18 protein-coding genes are annotated in these 18,220 nt (G+C 61.8%); 13 read left to right on the top strand and 5 right to left on the bottom strand.

Annotated features, from left to right (window positions below; genetic code table 11):
* The first annotated feature begins 45 nt into the window (after positions 1 to 45).
* The 6 genes from FJ404_12265 to FJ404_12290 all read left to right on the top strand — a co-directional run bounded on the left by FJ404_12265 (position 46) and on the right by FJ404_12290 (position 3,878).
* A complete protein-coding gene (locus tag FJ404_12265) occupies positions 46 to 1,443 on the top strand; it encodes a DUF1501 domain-containing protein (GenBank protein ID MBM3823639.1) in 1,398 nt (465 codons plus the stop codon).
* An 8-nt stretch (positions 1,444 to 1,451) separates the two neighbouring features.
* Positions 1,452 to 1,913 carry a hypothetical protein gene (locus tag FJ404_12270; GenBank protein MBM3823640.1) on the top strand — a complete coding sequence of 154 codons (462 nt, stop codon included), beginning with the start codon at positions 1,452 to 1,454 and terminating at the stop codon, positions 1,911 to 1,913.
* 42 nt (positions 1,914 to 1,955) lie between these two features.
* Positions 1,956 to 2,210, top strand: coding sequence for a hypothetical protein (locus FJ404_12275; protein MBM3823641.1), 255 nt, complete (start codon positions 1,956 to 1,958; stop codon positions 2,208 to 2,210).
* 211 nt (positions 2,211 to 2,421) lie between these two features.
* A complete protein-coding gene (locus tag FJ404_12280; protein ID MBM3823642.1) occupies positions 2,422 to 3,033 on the top strand; it encodes a sigma-70 family RNA polymerase sigma factor in 612 nt (203 codons plus the stop codon).
* Between the two features lie 27 nt (positions 3,034 to 3,060).
* Complete coding sequence (locus tag FJ404_12285; GenBank protein MBM3823643.1) at positions 3,061 to 3,378, top strand: hypothetical protein; 318 nt, start codon at positions 3,061 to 3,063, stop codon at positions 3,376 to 3,378.
* Positions 3,372 to 3,878, top strand: coding sequence for a hypothetical protein (locus FJ404_12290; protein MBM3823644.1), 507 nt, complete (start codon positions 3,372 to 3,374; stop codon positions 3,876 to 3,878). The genes FJ404_12285 and FJ404_12290 overlap by 7 nt, the downstream gene beginning before the upstream one ends.
* Positions 3,879 to 4,169: 291 nt before the next feature.
* Here FJ404_12290 and FJ404_12295 read toward each other — a convergent pair whose 3' ends face one another.
* From FJ404_12295 to FJ404_12315, 5 genes are read right to left on the bottom strand one after another with little or no spacing between them, the layout of a single operon-like run.
* Positions 4,170 to 5,612, bottom strand: a complete 1,443-nt coding sequence (locus FJ404_12295) for a hypothetical protein (GenBank protein MBM3823645.1) — start codon at positions 5,610 to 5,612, stop codon at positions 4,170 to 4,172.
* 39 nt (positions 5,613 to 5,651) lie between these two features.
* Positions 5,652 to 7,061: a hypothetical protein gene (locus tag FJ404_12300; protein ID MBM3823646.1), complete on the bottom strand. Its 1,410-nt coding sequence runs from the start codon at positions 7,059 to 7,061 to the stop codon at positions 5,652 to 5,654.
* On the bottom strand, positions 7,058 to 8,425 hold the full coding sequence (locus tag FJ404_12305; GenBank protein MBM3823647.1) for an ABC transporter permease: 1,368 nt from the start codon (positions 8,423 to 8,425) through the stop codon (positions 7,058 to 7,060). The genes FJ404_12300 and FJ404_12305 overlap by 4 nt, the downstream gene beginning before the upstream one ends.
* Positions 8,426 to 8,456: 31 nt before the next feature.
* Positions 8,457 to 9,689: an ATP-binding cassette domain-containing protein gene (locus FJ404_12310; protein ID MBM3823648.1), complete on the bottom strand. Its 1,233-nt coding sequence runs from the start codon at positions 9,687 to 9,689 to the stop codon at positions 8,457 to 8,459.
* 21 nt (positions 9,690 to 9,710) lie between these two features.
* A complete protein-coding gene (locus tag FJ404_12315) occupies positions 9,711 to 10,670 on the bottom strand; it encodes an ABC transporter permease (protein ID MBM3823649.1) in 960 nt (319 codons plus the stop codon).
* A 123-nt stretch (positions 10,671 to 10,793) separates the two neighbouring features.
* On the opposite strand from FJ404_12315, the gene FJ404_12320 reads away from it, so the two are divergent.
* From FJ404_12320 to FJ404_12350, 7 genes are all read left to right on the top strand, one after another.
* Positions 10,794 to 11,411, top strand: coding sequence for a sigma-70 family RNA polymerase sigma factor (locus FJ404_12320; GenBank protein ID MBM3823650.1), 618 nt, complete (start codon positions 10,794 to 10,796; stop codon positions 11,409 to 11,411).
* 60 nt (positions 11,412 to 11,471) lie between these two features.
* Positions 11,472 to 12,023 carry a DUF4880 domain-containing protein gene (locus FJ404_12325; protein ID MBM3823651.1) on the top strand — a complete coding sequence of 184 codons (552 nt, stop codon included), beginning with the start codon at positions 11,472 to 11,474 and terminating at the stop codon, positions 12,021 to 12,023.
* 231 nt (positions 12,024 to 12,254) lie between these two features.
* Complete coding sequence (locus tag FJ404_12330) at positions 12,255 to 13,064, top strand: DUF3106 domain-containing protein (protein MBM3823652.1); 810 nt, start codon at positions 12,255 to 12,257, stop codon at positions 13,062 to 13,064.
* 56 nt (positions 13,065 to 13,120) lie between these two features.
* On the top strand, positions 13,121 to 14,605 hold the full coding sequence (locus tag FJ404_12335) for an NADH:flavin oxidoreductase (GenBank protein ID MBM3823653.1): 1,485 nt from the start codon (positions 13,121 to 13,123) through the stop codon (positions 14,603 to 14,605).
* A 431-nt stretch (positions 14,606 to 15,036) separates the two neighbouring features.
* Positions 15,037 to 16,092, top strand: a complete 1,056-nt coding sequence (locus tag FJ404_12340; GenBank protein MBM3823654.1) for a zinc ABC transporter substrate-binding protein — start codon at positions 15,037 to 15,039, stop codon at positions 16,090 to 16,092.
* 161 nt (positions 16,093 to 16,253) lie between these two features.
* The gene (locus FJ404_12345) at positions 16,254 to 16,946 is read left to right on the top strand and encodes an ABC transporter ATP-binding protein (protein MBM3823655.1); all 693 of its coding nucleotides are present in this window, start codon (positions 16,254 to 16,256) and stop codon (positions 16,944 to 16,946) included.
* Positions 16,943 to 17,767, top strand: coding sequence for a metal ABC transporter permease (locus FJ404_12350; GenBank protein ID MBM3823656.1), 825 nt, complete (start codon positions 16,943 to 16,945; stop codon positions 17,765 to 17,767). The genes FJ404_12345 and FJ404_12350 overlap by 4 nt, the downstream gene beginning before the upstream one ends.
* Positions 17,768 to 18,220 lie beyond the last annotated feature (453 nt).

The following is an 18,220-nucleotide window of genomic DNA, read 5'->3' on the forward strand; positions in this document are numbered from 1 at the left end:
TATCCATGCCAGCGGCGCGGGCCTCAACCCCTGACCCGCCGGGAGATGTTGCAACGTTGCGCCAACGGTTTCGGGGGACTGGCGCTGGCCGGGTTGCTGAGTGAAACCGGGAATCTATTGCGCGCGGAAACGGGCGGGGCGTCTGCTCCGAATGCCATCGGGATGCGCCCTTCGCATTTCGCGCCCAAGGCTCGGAATGTGATTTTCCTCTACATGGATGGCGGCCCCTCCCAAGTGGACACCTTCGATCCGAAGCCCCGGCTGAATCGCGAACATGGCAAGCCCTTCGGGTTGAAGATGGAGCCGACGCAGTTCAACAACAATGGCAATACCTTCGGCTGTCCGTGGGAATTCAATCGGCACGGACAATCGGGCCTGCCGGTGAGCACACTTTTTCCGCATGTCGCGGGTTGCGCCGACGATTTGTGTGTGATCCGTTCCATGACCGCGAATTTCTCGGAACACACGAACGCAAATTACTTCCTGCATACCGGCCTGGGCCTTTCCGGTCGTCCCAGCGTCGGAGCCTGGGTGAGCTACGGCTTGGGCAGTCAGAACCGGAACTTGCCCGGATTTGTCGTGCTCAATGGCGGGTTGATCCCGCCTGGCGGTCTTGAGAATTTTGGAAGCGGATTTCTTCCTGCGACGTTTCAAGGATCGGTCTTCAAGGCCGGACTCAAGCCCGTCGCCAACATTCAACCCCTTGAGTCGTCCTCGCGGCGGCAGCAGGACAAACTCGCCCTGATGCGCGAGCTCGATCAGACCTGGGTCGATCGCCTCGGGCCTGTTGACCATGTGGAGTCCGCCATCGCCAATTATGAACTCGCGTTCCGCATGCAGGCGGCGGTGCCCGAGCTGATGGATATCCGCGGCGAATCGCCCGCCACACGCGCCTTGTATGGACTCGACGCGCCCTATGATCACACGCGCACCTTCGGGTTGCAGTGCCTGATGGCAAGGCGGTTGACCGAGCGCGGGGTGCGATTCATCGAATTGACCTGTCCGCCCGCCGGAGGAGATCGCTGGGATCAACATGGGGGATTGAAGGCGGGTCATCAGAACAACGCGCGCGCGGTGGATCAACCGATCGCGGGTCTGTTGCGGGACCTGAAATCACGGGGACTGCTGGATCAAACGCTCGTGCTGTGGGCGGGAGAATTCGGACGGACGCCCTTCGCCCAGGGATCCGACGGGCGCGATCACAATCCATTCGGTTTTTCCGTCTGGCTCGCGGGAGGAGGGGTGAAGGGTGGCTTGGCTTACGGAGCCACGGATGATTACGGTTACAAGTCCGTGGAGAACATCGTGCATATGCATGATCTGCACGCGACGATGCTCCACTTGCTGGGCATCGATCACACCAGGCTGACTGTGAGGTTCGGCGGACGCGACATGCGGCTGACGGACGTTCACGGGGAGATCGTCCATTCGATTCTTGCCTGAGGGCGTATTTGAGTTCCCCCTTCCCCGAGAACCCTGACGCCGAGCGGCCGGCCCGGCTGTCGTTGCCCGCCCGGGTGGTGGTGGTCCTCTTGATTTCGGCGGCCTTTTTCTCGGGAGTGGCGATTTGGGCCGGGCAGTTTGTGCAGCAGCGCGATCTCGCCACACCGTTTTGGCTGCGTCCTGCGGTTCTGGTTCACGGAGCTTTGAATCCCGTGCTCTGCGCGCTTTTCGGATGGCTGGTGTGCCAGCATATGCGGGCTGGATGGCATTTCCGCATCAACGTGCCGACGGGTGTGGTGATGGAGGTTGTCTTTGCGGGTTTGGTCGTGAGTGGAGCGGTGCTTCAGTATTGGGGATCGGAACATCGCGACACGGTGGTCTGGGCGCATCGTGTTTTGGGACTGATGCTTCCGGTGGGTCTCGGCATCCATTGGGCCGTGGGTTTGAAGTGGGCCAAGTCGATTCGTTGATGCGCCTTGATTTTTGGGGGGGGTAACCGGGATGCTCTGCCGGTGGAAAGTCCGGGTCAGCCGCTCACCTTAACGGTGGAAGAGGTTCAGGCGTTGCAAAAGCGCCTGGCCGATGTCCGCCACAACATCAACAATCATTTGGCCCTCATTGTGGCGGCAAGTGAGTTGCTGGCGCGCAAGCCGGATGCGGCGATTCGCGTGACCGCCGCATTGAAGGATCCTCCCGACCGGATTGCGGACGAATTGCGGCAGTTTCAATCTGATTTCGAGAAGGCTCTGAGGCTCGTAGCGGAATAGTTCTCAGGCTGTGGAGTTGTAACCGCTTGGCCGGCGGAAGCGTCTAGGCCTCCTGATGCCGATGCGCCCGTCGCCGTCGTGTTCGCTTGATCCTTCCGTCCAACGGATGCGCCCTGGGTTTTTCTTGATTCGGGACTTGGCCGCGCCGCTCGTCCCCCTCTCGTGCGGTGAGAGCCTGGGCTGCGCCCTTGTTTTTCTCCCATCGACATGGATGGGGTCAGACGCGCCGGAAAGTCGTTCCTCTTCCGAGGATGAATTGAACCTCATCGAGAGCGTCCTGGCGGGTGATCCCCAACCTTTCGAAGTGTTGCTGAGACCCCATTTGCCGCGGTTGTTTTCGATGGCCAGGCGATATGCGAGACGGGAAGTCGAGGCGCAGGATTTGGTCCAAGAGATCCTGCTCAAAGTTTATCAGAAACTTCCCGGTTTTCGGCGGGAGGCGCCCTTCGAGTATTGGCTGATGCGGATCGCCGTGCGCACGTGTTACGACTACTTGCGGGCCTGCCGGCGACGCCGGGAGCAGAGTTGGACCGATTTGGATCCCGAGTCGGCCGGACTCGTGGAGAAGTTTCATGCGGCGGAGGGATCGGGGGATTCCGCCGACACGCAGGAGGCGGTTCGACAGTTGGTGCACCAGGTTCTTGAGCAATTGTCCGCTCCGGCACGTCTGGTCCTGACCTTACAGGAGATCGAGGGAAAGAGTGTGAAAGAAATCGCGGCTTTGACGGGTTGGTCGATTCCCCTGGTGAAGGTGCGGGCATTTCGTGCCCGCGCCGAGTTGAGAAAACGGCTGAGCCGGATGCAGCTCGACCAGTACTTGTAACCCGATTCGCCGCGCTTGCGTCTAGAGATGAGCCTGATGAGAGATCCTGATTCCACGGAGCGAAGGTTTTGGGCGATGGCCCGCCGGTGGCCGTCGAATGACGCGGTGCCTCCGACGTTCGAGAAACGCATGTTGGCGGTGCTGCGGGAGGAACTCCGGCCGGATCCGCTTGAAGCGCTGGCTCGCTCGATCTGGAAGGCCGCGGTCTCTTCGCTGGGGGTGATGGCTGTGAGCGTGGTGGTGTGCTGGTATCTTGATTCCGGCATCGACGGTCGCGGATTGAGCGGGGAGGAGATTGAGACCGCACTCTGGGAGTCTGTGGATTCCCGGGAGGAAACATGGTGACTCCCTGGAAAATCATCGCCGCAAGTTTGATTATTTTCGCGGCGGGAGTGGTGACGGGAGGGTTGACCCTGGCTCTTGGTTCACGATTCGTGGATCGAGGGGAATGGCGGGCCCGTTCCGCGCCTCCCGGGTCCCCCGAGCGCATGGAAGCTCAACAGCGCGACTTGTTGCGCCGGATGGAGCGCCAGCTCAGTTTGAATCCGGAGCAACGAGACCTGGCGTTAGGCATCCTGAGCGAAAGTCATGAGAATTTGCGCCGTGCCTGGCAGGGCGTTCACCCGGCCACACAACAGGAGTATCGGAAGATGCGCGCACGGCTGCGGGATATCCTCAATCCCGAGCAACAACGGAAGTTCGATGAATCGTCCAAAACCCGGCCCAAGGCTCACCCCGATCGAGGGTTTCGTGACGGGCCAAGGCGAGGTCCTGTTTCTGGTCCCGAGCAAGGAGACGTTGGTCCAGATGGACCTCCGCGTCACTCGAACGCCGATGGGCGGTAAGCGGGGCGGCGCCCGAGGATCCCGAAGCTCTTCCTGGCTCTCCTCGCCCGCGGATGAAGAACTTTGGAAACCGTATCGGTTGTCCGTAGTGTAGCGCAGGCTGCCCAGCCTGCCGTATCGCCGACGGCCCGGCGGGTGAAGAACGAGGGCCTCCCATGCTCTCCACGCGCCGGGTTCCCTTCGTCGCCCCGCAGGTTGGGCAGCCTGCGCTACAGCAGACAGGGCTGTCTGCGTGACCACGACCACCCGGTCACCGACAACCTCTGGATGCCGGGGTGGCGTGGCAAACCTTCAACAGGCTTCCACCACGGCCTCCGGCCCGCTGAAGCGGAGAATGCGAATGCGAGTTCCCTTGGGAATCATTTCCCCCTGGGTCATGACGTCGAGCAAATCATTCCCGAACTGGCCTTTGCCGCCGGGATGAAGGGTGGAAAAGGCAACGCCTTCCGTGCCCGGACCGTGAGCCGATTGCCGCTGCAAATCCACCGCGGTGCCGACGCCGCTGGCGCCACTGGAAACGAGAGTCTTGTAGATGGGGGTGGACGGGAAGAAGCGGGCGATCATCCACAGCGCGAGGACGGATCCCCCCATGGCGATGACGAGGTCCATGGCCCGGTTGCCGAGTTGCTTCGGCAGGCTGGGAAGCGCGGGCGCGCCAGGGTAGAAATCCATCATCGCCATGACGACCGCGACGAACATCAGAAATGCGCCACTCAAGGCGAGGGCCATGGTGCTGGGGAAGAGGAAGAATTCGGCCAGAAAGAGCAGGGCGCCGATGGCAAACAGCGCTCCGGCCTCGAGTCCGGAAAGTCCGGCCAAGTAACCGCCCAGGAAGTAAAGCGCGAAGGAGGTGATGCCCACGATGCCCGGGAGACCGAATCCCGGGGTCTTGAACTCGATGTAAAGTCCGGCGACTCCCAGGATGAGAAGTAGGGGGTTGAGGGCGGTCAGCCAGGTCGCCAGTTTTTCGGCCCCGGTAGGATTGAAAGGGATGGGGGTGGATTTCTCGAATCCGAGCTTGCGCAGGAGTTGATCCAGGGACTCGACGGTACCGCTGGACAACAGCGCTTTCGCCGGTTCGCCATACTCCTTTTCAGCTTCGAGATTGGTCAGGGTCAAGATGCTGCCCTTCTCATTGATCACTTTGTCCCCGATTTTGACTTCCTTGGTTTTGTCCACCATGGCTTCGATGACGGCGGTGTTGTAGCCGTTCTTTTCGGCGCGAGTGCGGACGAGGGCGCTGATGCCGCTGGTCATTTTCCTTTCCACGGTGTCGGGGATGCCCTGGGTTCCTCCACCCGGCACCATCATGATCGGCGCCGCGGCGCCGATGACGCTCTGATCCGCCATGAAGATTTGCTGCGTGGCCACGGCGATAAAGGCCCCGGCGGAAAAGGCCTTGCGATTGACGTAGGTGACGGTTTGGCCTTTGAACTGCCCGATCATTTCGATGATGTCCTCCGTGACATCCACCCGTCCGCCGTTGGTATCCATGTCGAGGACCAGTAAGTCCGCTTTCTCTTCCATGGCGAGTTTGACGCCTCGCCGGACCAGGAACGACATCGGCGTCATGATGTCGTCGCGGATCGGCAGGATCAGATGTTTGCGGTTTTGAGCCGCGCCCGGACTGGATTCGGCGGTGGGGGTGGCGGAATTTTCGACGCTCGCGCCGTGAACCGTCCCCACCGATGCCAGCAGGGCCGCCACATTGATCAAGCAAAGGATCCATCGCATATCCCAATTATGGTGGAAAAGCCTGGGCTGGGCAAGGGGTCAACGGGCTGGGGGGGATGGATTCGGCGAAGAAGATTCTCCTTGCAGGCGCCGGAGCATCGCCTCGGAGATGCCTGAACCGGGCTGGCCGAAGCCGGCGACCACCCGGTTGGCGATCTCCGAAAGCGGAGGCAAAAGCAGGTGCGGGGTGGAGGCGTAGCGTTGCTGGAACAGGGCGTGTGTTTGTTGCGCAAGGCGGGAGTATCCGTTGGCCTGATCGTCATCGCCGAGCGCGACATTGACGTAGTAGCGGGTGATAAAGCCCTCGATCAAAGCGCGGACCTGGTCGGGTTTCCCCCGCTCGACTTTCTCGGAGACGGTGCTGACGACGAAAGAATCCAGGTCGTATTCGGCCGGAATGGTGCCGGGGTATTGGGTGCGCACCAGATTGAACCAGCGGGCGGCCTGCTCGATCCGGTTGTGGGTGTAGAGATAGTACACCGCCGACAAAAGGAATTGCTTGTGGGCTCGGACCACGGCGAATTGCTGCTCGGGCTCCTCCTTTTTCATGTCTTCGAAGACACGGTGAGCGTTGTCGATCATGTCGAGGTTCGGACCGAATTCGAGTTTCCGGTCGATCGGATTGGCGATGAGCCTTCCGCGCCGAAAACATCCGTCGATCCCCTGCCAAACCAGGCGCCGCAGCCGGATGGTGTCCACCTGGTGTCCTCGATCCAAGCCCAGGGCGGCCCAATAGATGGCGTGGGATTCGGGCACTCGCCAATCCAGCGGCCCGTATTTCTCGTCCACTTTTGCCATCCAAGCGGGGTCGAGCCGGAGCGCTTTGAACAGGGCTTGGGCGCGTTGGGATGCTTCCTCGGTGGCGGGTTTGAGCAGGTCGTCGTAGCGTGGCGGGCGGCCGAGAAAATGTGAGATTTCCGTGGCCAGGGCTTCCTTGTAGTAGGCGTTGGCCTCGTCGGTTTGTTTTCCGATTTTGTCGAGATAAAACCAGGCCAGTTCGCGGTAGATCTCAGGTTCACGAGGATTGTACCTCAAGGCTTCCTCGCGGAGCAGTTGCAGTCCGCTCTGGATCCACGACCAGCGGTCGGCGGGGGCGGAGAATTGTTTGGAGACGCCGTAAACCATGTTCCAGGCCTGGATGCACCAGACGGTGCTGAAATCGGGTTGCAGCTTGGTGATCCAGTGGGCAAGAGAAACGAGTTCGAAGTATTGTTCCTGGTCCTGGAGTTTGATGGCGCGCGCCCAGAGGATATTGGCAAGCAAGCCGCGGAACCCGCCAAAGGCGATCGTCGTGAAGGCGATCATAGGTGGAGCCTTTTCGAGTGTGAGCTCGCCGCTCAGGCCGAGGATACCTCGCGCCTGGCTCAAGTCCCGCTGGAAACGAAGTCCGAGAAGCGGGCCCGCGAGGATGCCGAGGATCAGCAAACCGGTGGTGAGGTGGCGGTTCATCCGGTTCTGGAGATTTCCCTTCGGGTGAGGATGAGCATGCCCGCGACGGCGGTCATGCCTCCCAGCGCCAGAGAAACCTGGCCGGCCGCCTGCAAGACCTGAACCCATGGGATGCGCCGTCCCGTGCTGAGGGCGGCGATTGGCGAAACGCTTTCCACCGGCCTGGAGAGGTAGCTGAAGACCTTGGCCATGGGCACGAAGAACCCGTCGAAAAGGCTGCCCTCGGACCGGCCGGTCTCATTATCGAAAGAAGCAATGGTGCCTTCGCGAACGACTTCCGCGAAGGTCTCTCCCGAGAGTCCCGCCAGGAACAGACTGACGACAAGAACGGTGGCGACCGGAAAAGAAAGGAAGACCCCGGCGGTGACGCCGAGGGCGGCGACCAGCGCGATCCAGCAGGCAATGACGGTCAACCCCCGGGCATAGTTGGCCAGGAAACTTCCCTCGGGAAAGAGCACCGCAAGGCCGTCTTCCATCCGGAAAAGCAGAGTGGCGGCCGCTCGATTCTCGCAAAGGATGTCGAGTTTGCCCTGGGCGTCGAGGAGGCCGGGCGGGAGCGGGATTTCGTGCTCCACACCGGCGCCGAGATGGAGTTCTTGCCGGAAGGCTTTCGGGTTGTTGTCGCCGCCGACGATCCACACCGTGCGGAACAAGCCGTCGGCGGAGGCATGGGCGGCATGGAATTGGACACGGAGCGAGATGGGTTTGTTGCGCCGGACCTCGGCTTGCGGCCCAAGATCCACCACCCACCAACGGCGGTAACCTGGCGCCACGGTTTCATGAAGGGCGCGGACTTCCGAAGCCACTTCCTTCAGGAGGACATCTTGGGGGACATTGTTGAGGGGGCGTTCTTTCCGGCGTTTCTCGGCGAGAAGGGTCGCATCGCGGGTGAGGTCGGGTGAGGGTTCGCGACGTTCGCCGCGGGACACGAGGATTTCGCGCCGGAGTTTTTCCTGTTCTCCCGGGGGGAGTTCGCGGGCTTGCCATTCCAGAGCGGCGTAGGCGGCGGTTCCGGCGAGGATCAGGAGGCCTATCTGGACGACCATGATGCCGATCCATTTGCCGAGCCAGATTCGCCAGCGCGAGATGGGTTTGCAAACGAGCATTTGCAGTTGGCCGCCCTCGAGATCGTTGGCCATGGCGGCGCAGGCGAGCCAGAGCGTGGAAATGGCGAGGAGCGCGGTGATCAGGCTGAGGGAATAGGTCACCAGCACCTGGGCGAACATTTTCGCCGTGCCATTGTGCCGGATGAGGGAAGGCAGAACGATCACGCTGAGGAGAAGAACGGCGGAAAGCATTTGCGCAAAGCGCATCCGCAGTGCCGATTGCACGGTGAGCGTGGCGATGAAACGGATCTCCTGCATGCGAGGTCGAGGGCGAAGGGGGGGCGGACGATCAGGAATGGGTCCGTGGAGGCCCTGGCTTGACCAGGCTCGAGAGCTTGCCCTCAGCCTCGCGCAGGCGGGGGTCGGGTGCGGGTTCCATGGTCGAGGGGGTGGGTTGCGGGGGCGAGATGGAGGGTGCTGCGGTCAGTCGGTCGAGTCGCGCGGCGTCGCCGGCATCGTGGAGCGGTTCGCGAGGAGTCTCCGGCGTTGTGGATGCTGGGGCGGGCTTGGGGAGAGGTGCTTGGGCTAGCCGGTCCAAAATGCGTGGGCCTGTTTCGGGGGAGAGACTGTCCCCTCGAATGAAGGCGGCCACTTGATTGCCGCTGGTGGCCCCGGAGGTTTGGCCGCCGGCGTGGCGGGCCTTTTCCACGATGTCGAGGAAGAGCGACTCCAAGGTGCGGGAGGGGGTTTCGAGCCGGATGTTCTCGGCGGGAACTTCTTTGGAGAGCAGCGAGATCATGGACGCCACCGTCTCACGCGAGAGGGCGGGCGTGGTGACACGCAAGCTGTCGGGTGTCGCGAGCAATTCTTTCATCGAGCCCAGCGCCTGCACCTTGCCTCCGTAATAGACGACCACCCGGTCGCAGACGTCCTCGACATCGGCGAGGAGGTGGCTGCTGAGGATGACGGTTTTGCCGCGGCGCGCGAGGGCCAGGATGAGATCTTTGACCTCGCGACATCCGACCGGGTCGAGACCGGCGGTGGGTTCGTCGAGGATGACGAGATCGGGATCGTTGATCAGAGCCTGCGCGAGGCCAATCCGCCGTTGCATGCCTTTGGAGAATTCCCCCACGGAACGGCGCTGCACGGATTTCAGCCCGACCATTTCCAGCAGTTGTTCCGTGCGCCGCTGACGTTCGGCTTTGGACAACCGGAAGATGCCGCCGAACAAGTCCAGGGTTTCCTCGGAATTCAGAAAGCGATACAAGTAGGATTCTTCAGGAAGATAACCGATGCGTGCTTTGGTGGGAACGTGGGACGGATGGTGGCCGAACACTTCCACGTGGCCGCTCGTGGCGTGAAGGAGGCCGAGCAGGATCTTGATCGTGGTGGACTTGCCGGAACCGTTGGGGCCGAGCAGTCCGAAGACCTCGCCTTGGCGGACATCGAAATCAACGCCATCCACGGCGCGGGCACGCGGACGCCCCCAGAAATCCTTGAAGACCCTGGTTAGGCCGCGAATGACCACGACGGAACCGCCGGGGTTTTCGGAATGGGACGGTGAGCGATGGGGGAGATTCATGCGGGTCGGAAGAGGGTGAAATTATCCCGCGAGTTCGCGTCCGCGGAAACTGAGCAGCGCGAGGGAGAGGGTTCCGATGAGGAGGCAGGCGGCGTAGGCGCCGGATTGGGCGACGTAAGACCAGGGGATCGTTTTGCCCGGGGTCAGGCCATCGGCGACCCAAAAGAGTTGTAGATTAGGGAGGGCGGCCCGGGCCAGTTGAGCCCAGGAAGCGTTTTGGGCGAGGGCGTTTTGCAGCAGGTAATCACTCATGAGCCCGAGGAGAAATATTCCGGAACAGAGAGCGAGGGTGGGTCCGACGTCGAGGCGCGTGGTGCAGGCGAGGGCGATGGCGCCGAGAATGAGCAGGGCCATCAAGAGGAGCACGGTCGCGGGGATGAGGCGCCAGTCGATGCCTTGCCCCCAAGTTTGGAATTGGCCATGCCGGTCGAAGCTATTCACCCCGAGAAACACGAGGGACATGAGCAGGGCGAGTGCCAGGGAGGAATCGCCCACGAACGGGCGGTTGCCGAGGTAGTTGGCGACTGCTCCGTAGGCGAGGGCTCCGGCGATCGCCGCGAAATAGAGGCTGGCGGCGAGACGGTCGGGGGCACCGGTGACGTCGAAGGCCATGCGGCTGGCGAGAAGCGCGCAGAGACCCAGGAGGGCGAGGGCGAAGGCCAGGGCGATGCCCAAGCCGGTGAATTTGCCCAGGAGAAAGGCGAATCGTCCGACGGGTTTGGCGAGCACGGTGAGGGCGGTGCCCGCGCGAATCTCACGCGCGAGGGTGCTGGAAGCGCCGAGCACCACATAGAACAGCCCGGCGAGAAAGACCAGGGCCAGCACCATGTTCTTGACCAGGCGGGCGTCGTCGCCGAAACCGAAATAGTAGACGTTGGCGGAAAGACCGATGAACGAAGAAGCACCAAACAAGACGATCAAGCTCGCCGGCTGCCGGAGCAGTTCGGCGAAGGCGTTGCGAGCGATGAGCCAGAATGCCATGATCCGCGCTCATCCTCGCGTCATTCAATTTCGGTTGGCAAGAGAGGATTGGGTTTCCTGGACGGGTGTTTTGCACTTTCGTGAAACCTTGTCGCGGGGCTGGTGTTGGCTACAGTGACTGAGATGTCAGCGGTGAATGATCCCGATGCCGACTTGATGCTCCGCGTCAAGCGGGGGGACATGCGTGCTTTCGAGACTCTCGTTGAAAAATACAAGCAACCCGTCGCCCATCTCATCTTTCGTTCCCTGCCGGATGCGGCCGAGGCCGAGGACTTAGCCCAGGCCGTCTTCATTCAAGTCTATAAATCCGCCGGGCGCTATCAAGCAGCCGCTCGCTTCTCGACCTGGCTCTTCACGATCGCACGGAATCTCTGCCTGAACGAAATCCGGCGCCGGAGCCGGCATCCCACCGAGGCTTTGGAGTCCGGGTCCTCGGAGGATGACGCACCTCCCCGGCAATGGGAGGACGACAAGGCGCCGACGCCGGGGGACCGGGCACTCGAGGGCGAACTGGAACAGCGCATTCAGGAAGCGCTCCACGATCTTCCGGAGAGTCAGCGGACGGCGTTGTTGCTCTGCCGCAACGAAGACATGGCATATGAGGACATTGCCCAGGTGCTGGGGTGTTCGCTTTCCGCGACCAAGTCGTTGATCCATCGGGCCCGCGAAACCTTGAAATCGAGGTTGAAACCTTACTTGCAGACCGGCGTCTGGAAGGCCTCCAGAGGTTCGAAAGCATGAAGATGAATCGGTCCGAAACTTTTCACCCGGCGTGGTGATTCTCATTCAGGCCTCGAGAACATGAACGATACCGAATATCTCCAATGGGTCGAACTCGGGTTGCGGCGAACGCTCACTCCCGCTGAATCCGAGCGATTCGAGCAATGGCTCGCGGCACACCCCGAACATCGGGAGCACTGGATCCTGGATGAACGATTGAGCACTTCACTCCGCTCCTTGCCCGACAGGGAGCTTTCTCCCCGATTCACCCAGCGCCTCCTGGGCCGGATCGAACACGAGGAGTCCATCGTCCGTTCGGGGGATGCGCCTGTCCAGCCGAGCCTCGCCTGGGCTTGGTTGCGGCGTTGGGCGAGGCCTGCCGCCCTCGTTGTGGTGTTGGCCGCGGGCGGTGTCACGGCGGTGCGCTCCACTCAAAACCGCGAGTTGGCCGACCAAGCGCGGAACGCCGTTTGGTTTGCCCAGCTTGCCAGCTTGCCGGCAGGTTCCTCGGTGCCGGCGGGGTCGGCTTCTGGTTTAACCTGGCTGCAAGATTACGACGCGATTTCCCGGCTGCCTTCCCTGAACGAGAGCGGCGCGCGGGCGGATACCGAACTGCTGGCTCTCCTCAAATAGCATTCACTCGTGCGCCCGGCTCAAGTCCATTTCTCCTGTGAAGCGAGCGTCCTCTGTAAGGGGGCGGTTCTTCGCGACTTGAGTCGAGGCATTGCGAATGGAGTTTTTTTATGCGCCAGCGTGTTCGCTTTTTTGACGTTATCGCCGGCGGGTCTCCACGCCGCCTCGGTGCCGGTGCCCACAAAAGAAGTGTCCTCCCATTCGATCGAACAATTCCGGAAGCTCCTTTCGATGCCGCAGAAAGACCGCGCCGGCATGCTTGGTTCGGAATCCGAAGTTCGGCGCAAATTGCTCGAAAGAAAACTCGCGGAATACGACGCCTTGCCGCCGGAGGAGCGTGAATCGAGATTGCGCGTCACCCAGTTGCGCGCCTATCTCTTGCCATTGATGACGGCGCCGCCGGACAGCCGCGCCTCACTGTTGAGTTCAGTCCCCGGGGAATGGCGGCCCGTGATTGAGCAGCGGCTGCAATTGTGGGATATTCTGCCGCCCCCGCTGCAGAAGGAGGTGCTCGCCTACGAAAGCACGATTCACTTTTTCCTGCGCCTCGAATCGAGTCCGCCCTCGAGCCGCGGCGCGATCAGTGCCTCGATGACCGAGGATCGCCGCCGGAGCATGGAAGCGAGCCTGACGGAATTCCAGGCGTTGGATCCTGACGAACAGCGGCAGGCCTTCGAGCGGTTTCAGGGTTTCTTTGGGTTGAGCGAGTCGGACCGGCAACGCGCCCTGCGCCAGCTTGCCAAGTCCTCGAAACTCCAGGTGGAACCCTTCTTGAACACGTTGGCTTTGATGAACACCGCTGACCGGCAAGGCCTTTTCGAGAGCTTCCAAAAGTTCGCCAAGCTCACACCGGAAGATCGATCTCTGTTCTTGGTGAACGCGGAACGATGGGAAGCCATGGATCCCGGCGAGCGTCGTGCCTGGAGAGGGATTCTGACCAGCCTGCCTCCGCTGCCCCCAGGGTTCGAGGCCGTCCGTCCGAGTTTGCCCGGTGCGCAGCCTGCGAGCGCTCCCCTTCCTGCCCTGAATACCGTGCGTTGAGGTTTCGAGTTTCCGCCGCCCTCCGGATGAGCGAAAGCAATCCCACCTCCCCCGTAATGGTCCGTCTGGCCTCACTCAAGGATCCCGCGGCCTTTCGCGCCCGACTCGACGAGTTAGGTCTGAGTTTGCCCTGTGCCGACACCCTGCTCTCCGGCGCCGAGTCGCCACTGGCCCGCCCGATTGAATCACCTCGCCTCAACGGCAGGCGCCTGGGCAATCGCCTGGCCATTCACCCCATGGAAGGTTGGGATGGCACGGCCGACGGACGCCCCAGCGAACTTGTTTTTCGTCGCTGGAGTCGATTCGGGCGCAGTGGCGCGAAACTCATTTTCGGCGGGGAAGCCATGGCCGTGCGGCCGGACGGACGGGCCAATCCCAGGCAGTTGATTCTCCAGGAGTCCACACGAAACGACCTCGCCGAACTGTGCCAGTCGCTTCGGAAGTCGCATCGTGACCGATTTGGAAGTGATGAGGACTTGGTGGTTGGATTTCAGCTCACGCATTCCGGCAGATTCTGCAAACCCCGTTCCCAGGATCGTTTTGAACCACGCGTGGCCTTTCGTCACCCGCTCCTCGACGCGCGGTTTCGCGTCACCGACGATTCGCAAGTGTTCACCGATGCCGAACTGGACACGCTCGGCCGGGATTACGTGGAGGCCGCGCGCGTGGCTCGCGAGGCGGGGGCCGATTTCGTGGACCTCAAACATTGTCACGGATACTTGCTGCATGAACTGCTGGGCGCTCACACCCGTCCGGGACGTTTCGGCGGCTCCTTCGAGAATCGAACACGATTCCTGCGCCAGGTTGTTGAAGGGATACGCGCCGCCGGCAATCCTATCGATCTGGCGGTGCGGTTGAGCGCGTTCGACCTCGTTCCATTCCGGCCCGACCCCGAAACCTCCGCCCCCGGCAAGCCGGGTCCTGGCATACCCGAGGATTTTTCGAAATGCCTGCCGTATCGCTACGGGTTCGGCATGGACCCACAGGAACCCACCACGTTCGATTTGTCGGAGCCTTTGCGGTTTATGAAGCTTTGCTCAGAACTGGGCGTCAAGATGCTCAATCTGACGGCGGGCTCGCCTTACTACAATCCGCACTTGCAGCGTCCGGCGGCTTATCCGCCCTCGGACGGTTACCAGCCCATGCACGATCCCCTTGTGGACGTCGTGCGTCAGATGGACGTGGTCCGGAAGTTCAAACGCGAGGCCCCGCCGGGCTTGATCGTGGTGGGGTCGGCTTACACGTATCTCCAGGAGTTTCTGCCTCACGTGGCGCAGGCGGCGGTGGCGGAAGGCTGGACGGATGTCGTTGGGCTGGGACGGATGGTGCTGTCGTATCCTGAGTTGATGGCCGACGTCCTGGAAGGAAGGGCGCCCGACAAGAAGCGCATCTGCCGCACCTTCAGCGACTGCACGACGGCGCCGCGCAACGGATGGATCAGCGGTTGTTATCCGCTGGATCCGGATTACGCCGGCCACCCGGAGGCGACTGTACTCAAGGCCTGGAAGAAGGGCAAATCATCGACGGGCAGTGCGGCCTGAAGCACCGGCTATGGACGCGGTCACGATGGCGTGGTGCAAGCGTTGACCGAGTTCGCCGCGTCTCGCGACGAAGGTGTATGAAACATCCGGGCCAGGAGTGGCCCCCGTGCTGCGCCACGGAGTAGTCCCAACGCGCGACGGCTCTGGAACCCAGCGACCGTCTCTTCGCGCCGGATTTCGATTCCCGCGACGGGCCTGATCACCCGCATCAGACCCTGCACCTCGAACCCCACCTCCTCCCTCCGCAACGCGCCGAGCTTTTCTGGGTCCGATCACGGCCTGGCCGCATGGCGAGCCGGGGTTCACAGCGTTGGGACAAATTTTTTCAAAATGATCTTGCGGGCACGGCATGATCGACGTTAATTGCAAACAGTTCGCAATAATAACGCCACACGCTGATTCATGATCAACCTTTCACTCCCGACGATGTTATGAGTTTCAGCCGATGTCCGTGGTTCCTCAAGTTGGTGTTTCTGGTCCACCTCTGCGCGCTATCCCGGGACATCCCGGCCCTGGCGCAATCCTCCAAGCCCCCGTTGCGCATCGTCGCCACCACCACCGACGCGGCCAGTTTGGTCCGGGAAGTGGGAGGTGGCGAGGTGGCTGTGTTCTGCCTCAGCCAAGGCCCCGAGGACCCTCACACGATCGAGATCAGGCCGAGCTTCGTGCGGGAGTTGGACCGGGCTGAACTGCTGGTGCAGGTCGGACTCGGCATCGAGAACGCCTGGCTCAAGGATTTGCTGGCAGGCGTGCGCAAACCGGACGTGAAACCGGGCGGCGCCGCGAACTTGAATCTGGGACGAGGGGTGAGGCTGTTGGAGGGAGTGGAGGGGACGGGGATTCCGGGCAGTTTTCACGAGGAGGGCAATCCTCACTATTTACTGGATCCGATGGAGGGATTGCGGTGCGCCAAAGTGATTCGGGACCGTTTGACCGCGTTGCGCCCCGATCGAAAGGCCGTGTTCGAGAGCCGTTATTCCGCGTTCAGGGACAAGCTGGCCGTGGCGCTGGCCGGAGAGGAATGCGCCAAAGACGAGGACTTCGAAGAGGTGGTCTTGCAATTTGAGACGGCGAAAACCAAGGGCGAATTGGACGCGCTCCTGATCCAGCACAAGCTTGGCGGCTGGCTGGCTGCGGCGCTCCCTCATCGGGGGTTGCCGGTCGTGGGTGATCACGATTTGTGGCCTTACTTTGCGCGGCGCTATGGTCTCGAAATCGCCGGTTATTTGGAGCCGAGCCCTGGAGTGCCTCCCACGGCCAAGCATCTCGATGGGTTGATTGCGTTGATGAAATCGAAACGGGTGGGAGTCATTTTGAGTGCTCCCTATTTCGAAACCCGGCACGGCCGATTTGTGGCTCGGCACACGGGAGCCAGGGTCTTGGAGATGGCTCACCAGACGGGAGGACGCAAGGGCACCGAAGACTATTTTTCGATGCTCCAATTGAACTTCTCCCGGCTGATCGACGGACTGAAAGGGGCAAAGTGAATTTGGACCTGCTGACCGTCCCCAAGGCGAATCCTCTTCCCGCCGATCCGGCAGCAGGCCGGGGCTCGCCGACGAACGCTCCATCGGCCCCAAAGCCCATCTTGACGGTTGAGAGGGCCACCCTTGGCTACGGCCGGCATGTCGTCCTTCGTGACGTTAGCATGGACATTCACCAGGGTGATTTCTGGTGTTTGCTGGGGCCAAACGGGGAGGGCAAGACCACGCTGTTGAAGGCGATCCTGGGAGCCATCCGTCCGAAAGGGGGCAAGTTCACGCTCAGAGCGGATTTCGCGAATCGTACGCGCATCGGACTCGTGCCCCAGGAGTCCGAAATCAACACCAAAGTCTCCACCACGGTCGAAGAGCTCGTTTTGACGGGAGTGGTGGGATTGTCGTTGGATGTCTCGACCCGAACGGCCCGGCTGAAGCACGTCCTGGAGTTGATGGGGTTGAGTTTGTTGCGGAGGAGGGATTTCTGGACGCTTTCCGGCGGCCAGCGTCAGCGGGCGTTGGTGGCGCGGGCGCTCATCCGGGATCCTTTGCTGTTGATTGTGGACGAGCCGACGGCGGGACTGGACTGGGCGGCGGCCACCGGATTGCTCGAAACCATCTCCGACTTGAGCCGGAACAAGGGCATCACGGTCTTGTTCGTGACGCACGACTTGAACATTGCGGCGCAACGCGCGAGCCACGTGGCGTTCATCCGCCAAGGTCGCGTGATCGCGGGCCGACTGGGGGAGACGTTCAATCCTGAGAATTTAAAGGCGGCGTTTGGAGTTCCGATCGAATTGGTTCGTGACCGCCAGGGCGTGTGTTCGGTCAGGGTGGCGACTCCCACGCAGGAGGGTGGATGATCAGCGCGTTCTTAAATTCCTGGCCGCTGTTTCAAGAAGCCTATCTTGCCGCGCTAAGCTGCGGGGTTTTGCTTGGAGTGTTAGGGGTTTGGGTGGTGGCGCGGGACGAGTTGTTTCTGGCCGCAGCCGTGGCCCAAGCGTCCGTCCTAGGCCTGGCCCTGGCCTTGACCTTCGAATGGCCCAGTTCCGAGATTCCGGCCATCGGGCTTTCCGTGGCGGTTGCTTGGGCGGCGGGCAAAAAGGTTTCGAGAGGAGGATTGGGACGCGATGAAGTCACGGCCTGGGCTTTTCTGCTCGGTTCCAGTCTGGCGGTTCTGGTTCTGGCCCGGTCGCCGTTAGGCATGAAGAACGTCCAATCGGTTCTGAGTTCCTCCATTCTCGGCGCGAGCCCATTCGAAGCCGGAATGTTTGGCCTGCTCGCAGCCGGGGCGTTGGCGATGGTCCGGATCCAGCGCGAACGGTTCGTCCTCATCTTGCTTGATCCGGTGATGGCGTCCGCCGTTGGCTTGAGCGTGGGGGCCTGGTCGATGGCCATCTCAACGACGCTCGGGCTGGCCTCTGGAATGGCGATCCGGTCCACCGGCCTGCTCTTCACCTTTGGCTGCCTGGTGTTGCCGGCGCTGGTGGCCAAGAATCTGTGCCGGGAGGTGCGTCCGATGTTTTGGGTCGCACCCCTGGTCGCGAGTTCGGCGGTGATCATCGGGCTGGTGCTCGCTCACCATTTCGATTTTCCCCCCGGTCAGTTGGTCGTGGCCGTGCTGGCCGCACTGCTGGTCGCGGCGTGGGTGTGGAGGGAGTTGCGGACGCGCATGGAGGCGTGAAATGGAGGCGCATTCTCTCAGGAATGGGATCGCGGCGCTGCTGATGACGCCACCCGGATCGGGAGCGGCATTTGGGCCGCTTTGTGACGAGGATCCCGCCCCGTCGCATTTTGTGAATCGGCCTGGCCGCCGCCTTCGCGACCATGAATCCTGCGATTTGCGCTCCGTTCGGTGTCCGGTTTCAAGGGTTGCCGGATGGGTTGAGCCGCCGGACGGAGCGCTCTCGATGCTCGGCGTCAGTTGGGCCAGGAGAGGCCGGAACGATTCTCGTTCGTCCCGTGCCCGCTGGCTTGCAGTCCCCCATCCAAACTCGGGAGTGAAATGAGCAAAGTTCTGTGTTTTCTGCTCGTTTTAGGGGCGCTTGGAACTGGTTGGGGGCAGTCAGTGCAGGAGGCGCCTGTGGCCGAAGTTGTCACCGAGCACTGTGACTTTCTCATCCAGTACGACCCGGCG

It is taken from the genome of Verrucomicrobiota bacterium, from assembly GCA_016871495.1.
Lineage (GTDB): Bacteria > Verrucomicrobiota > Verrucomicrobiia > Limisphaerales > VHDF01 > VHDF01.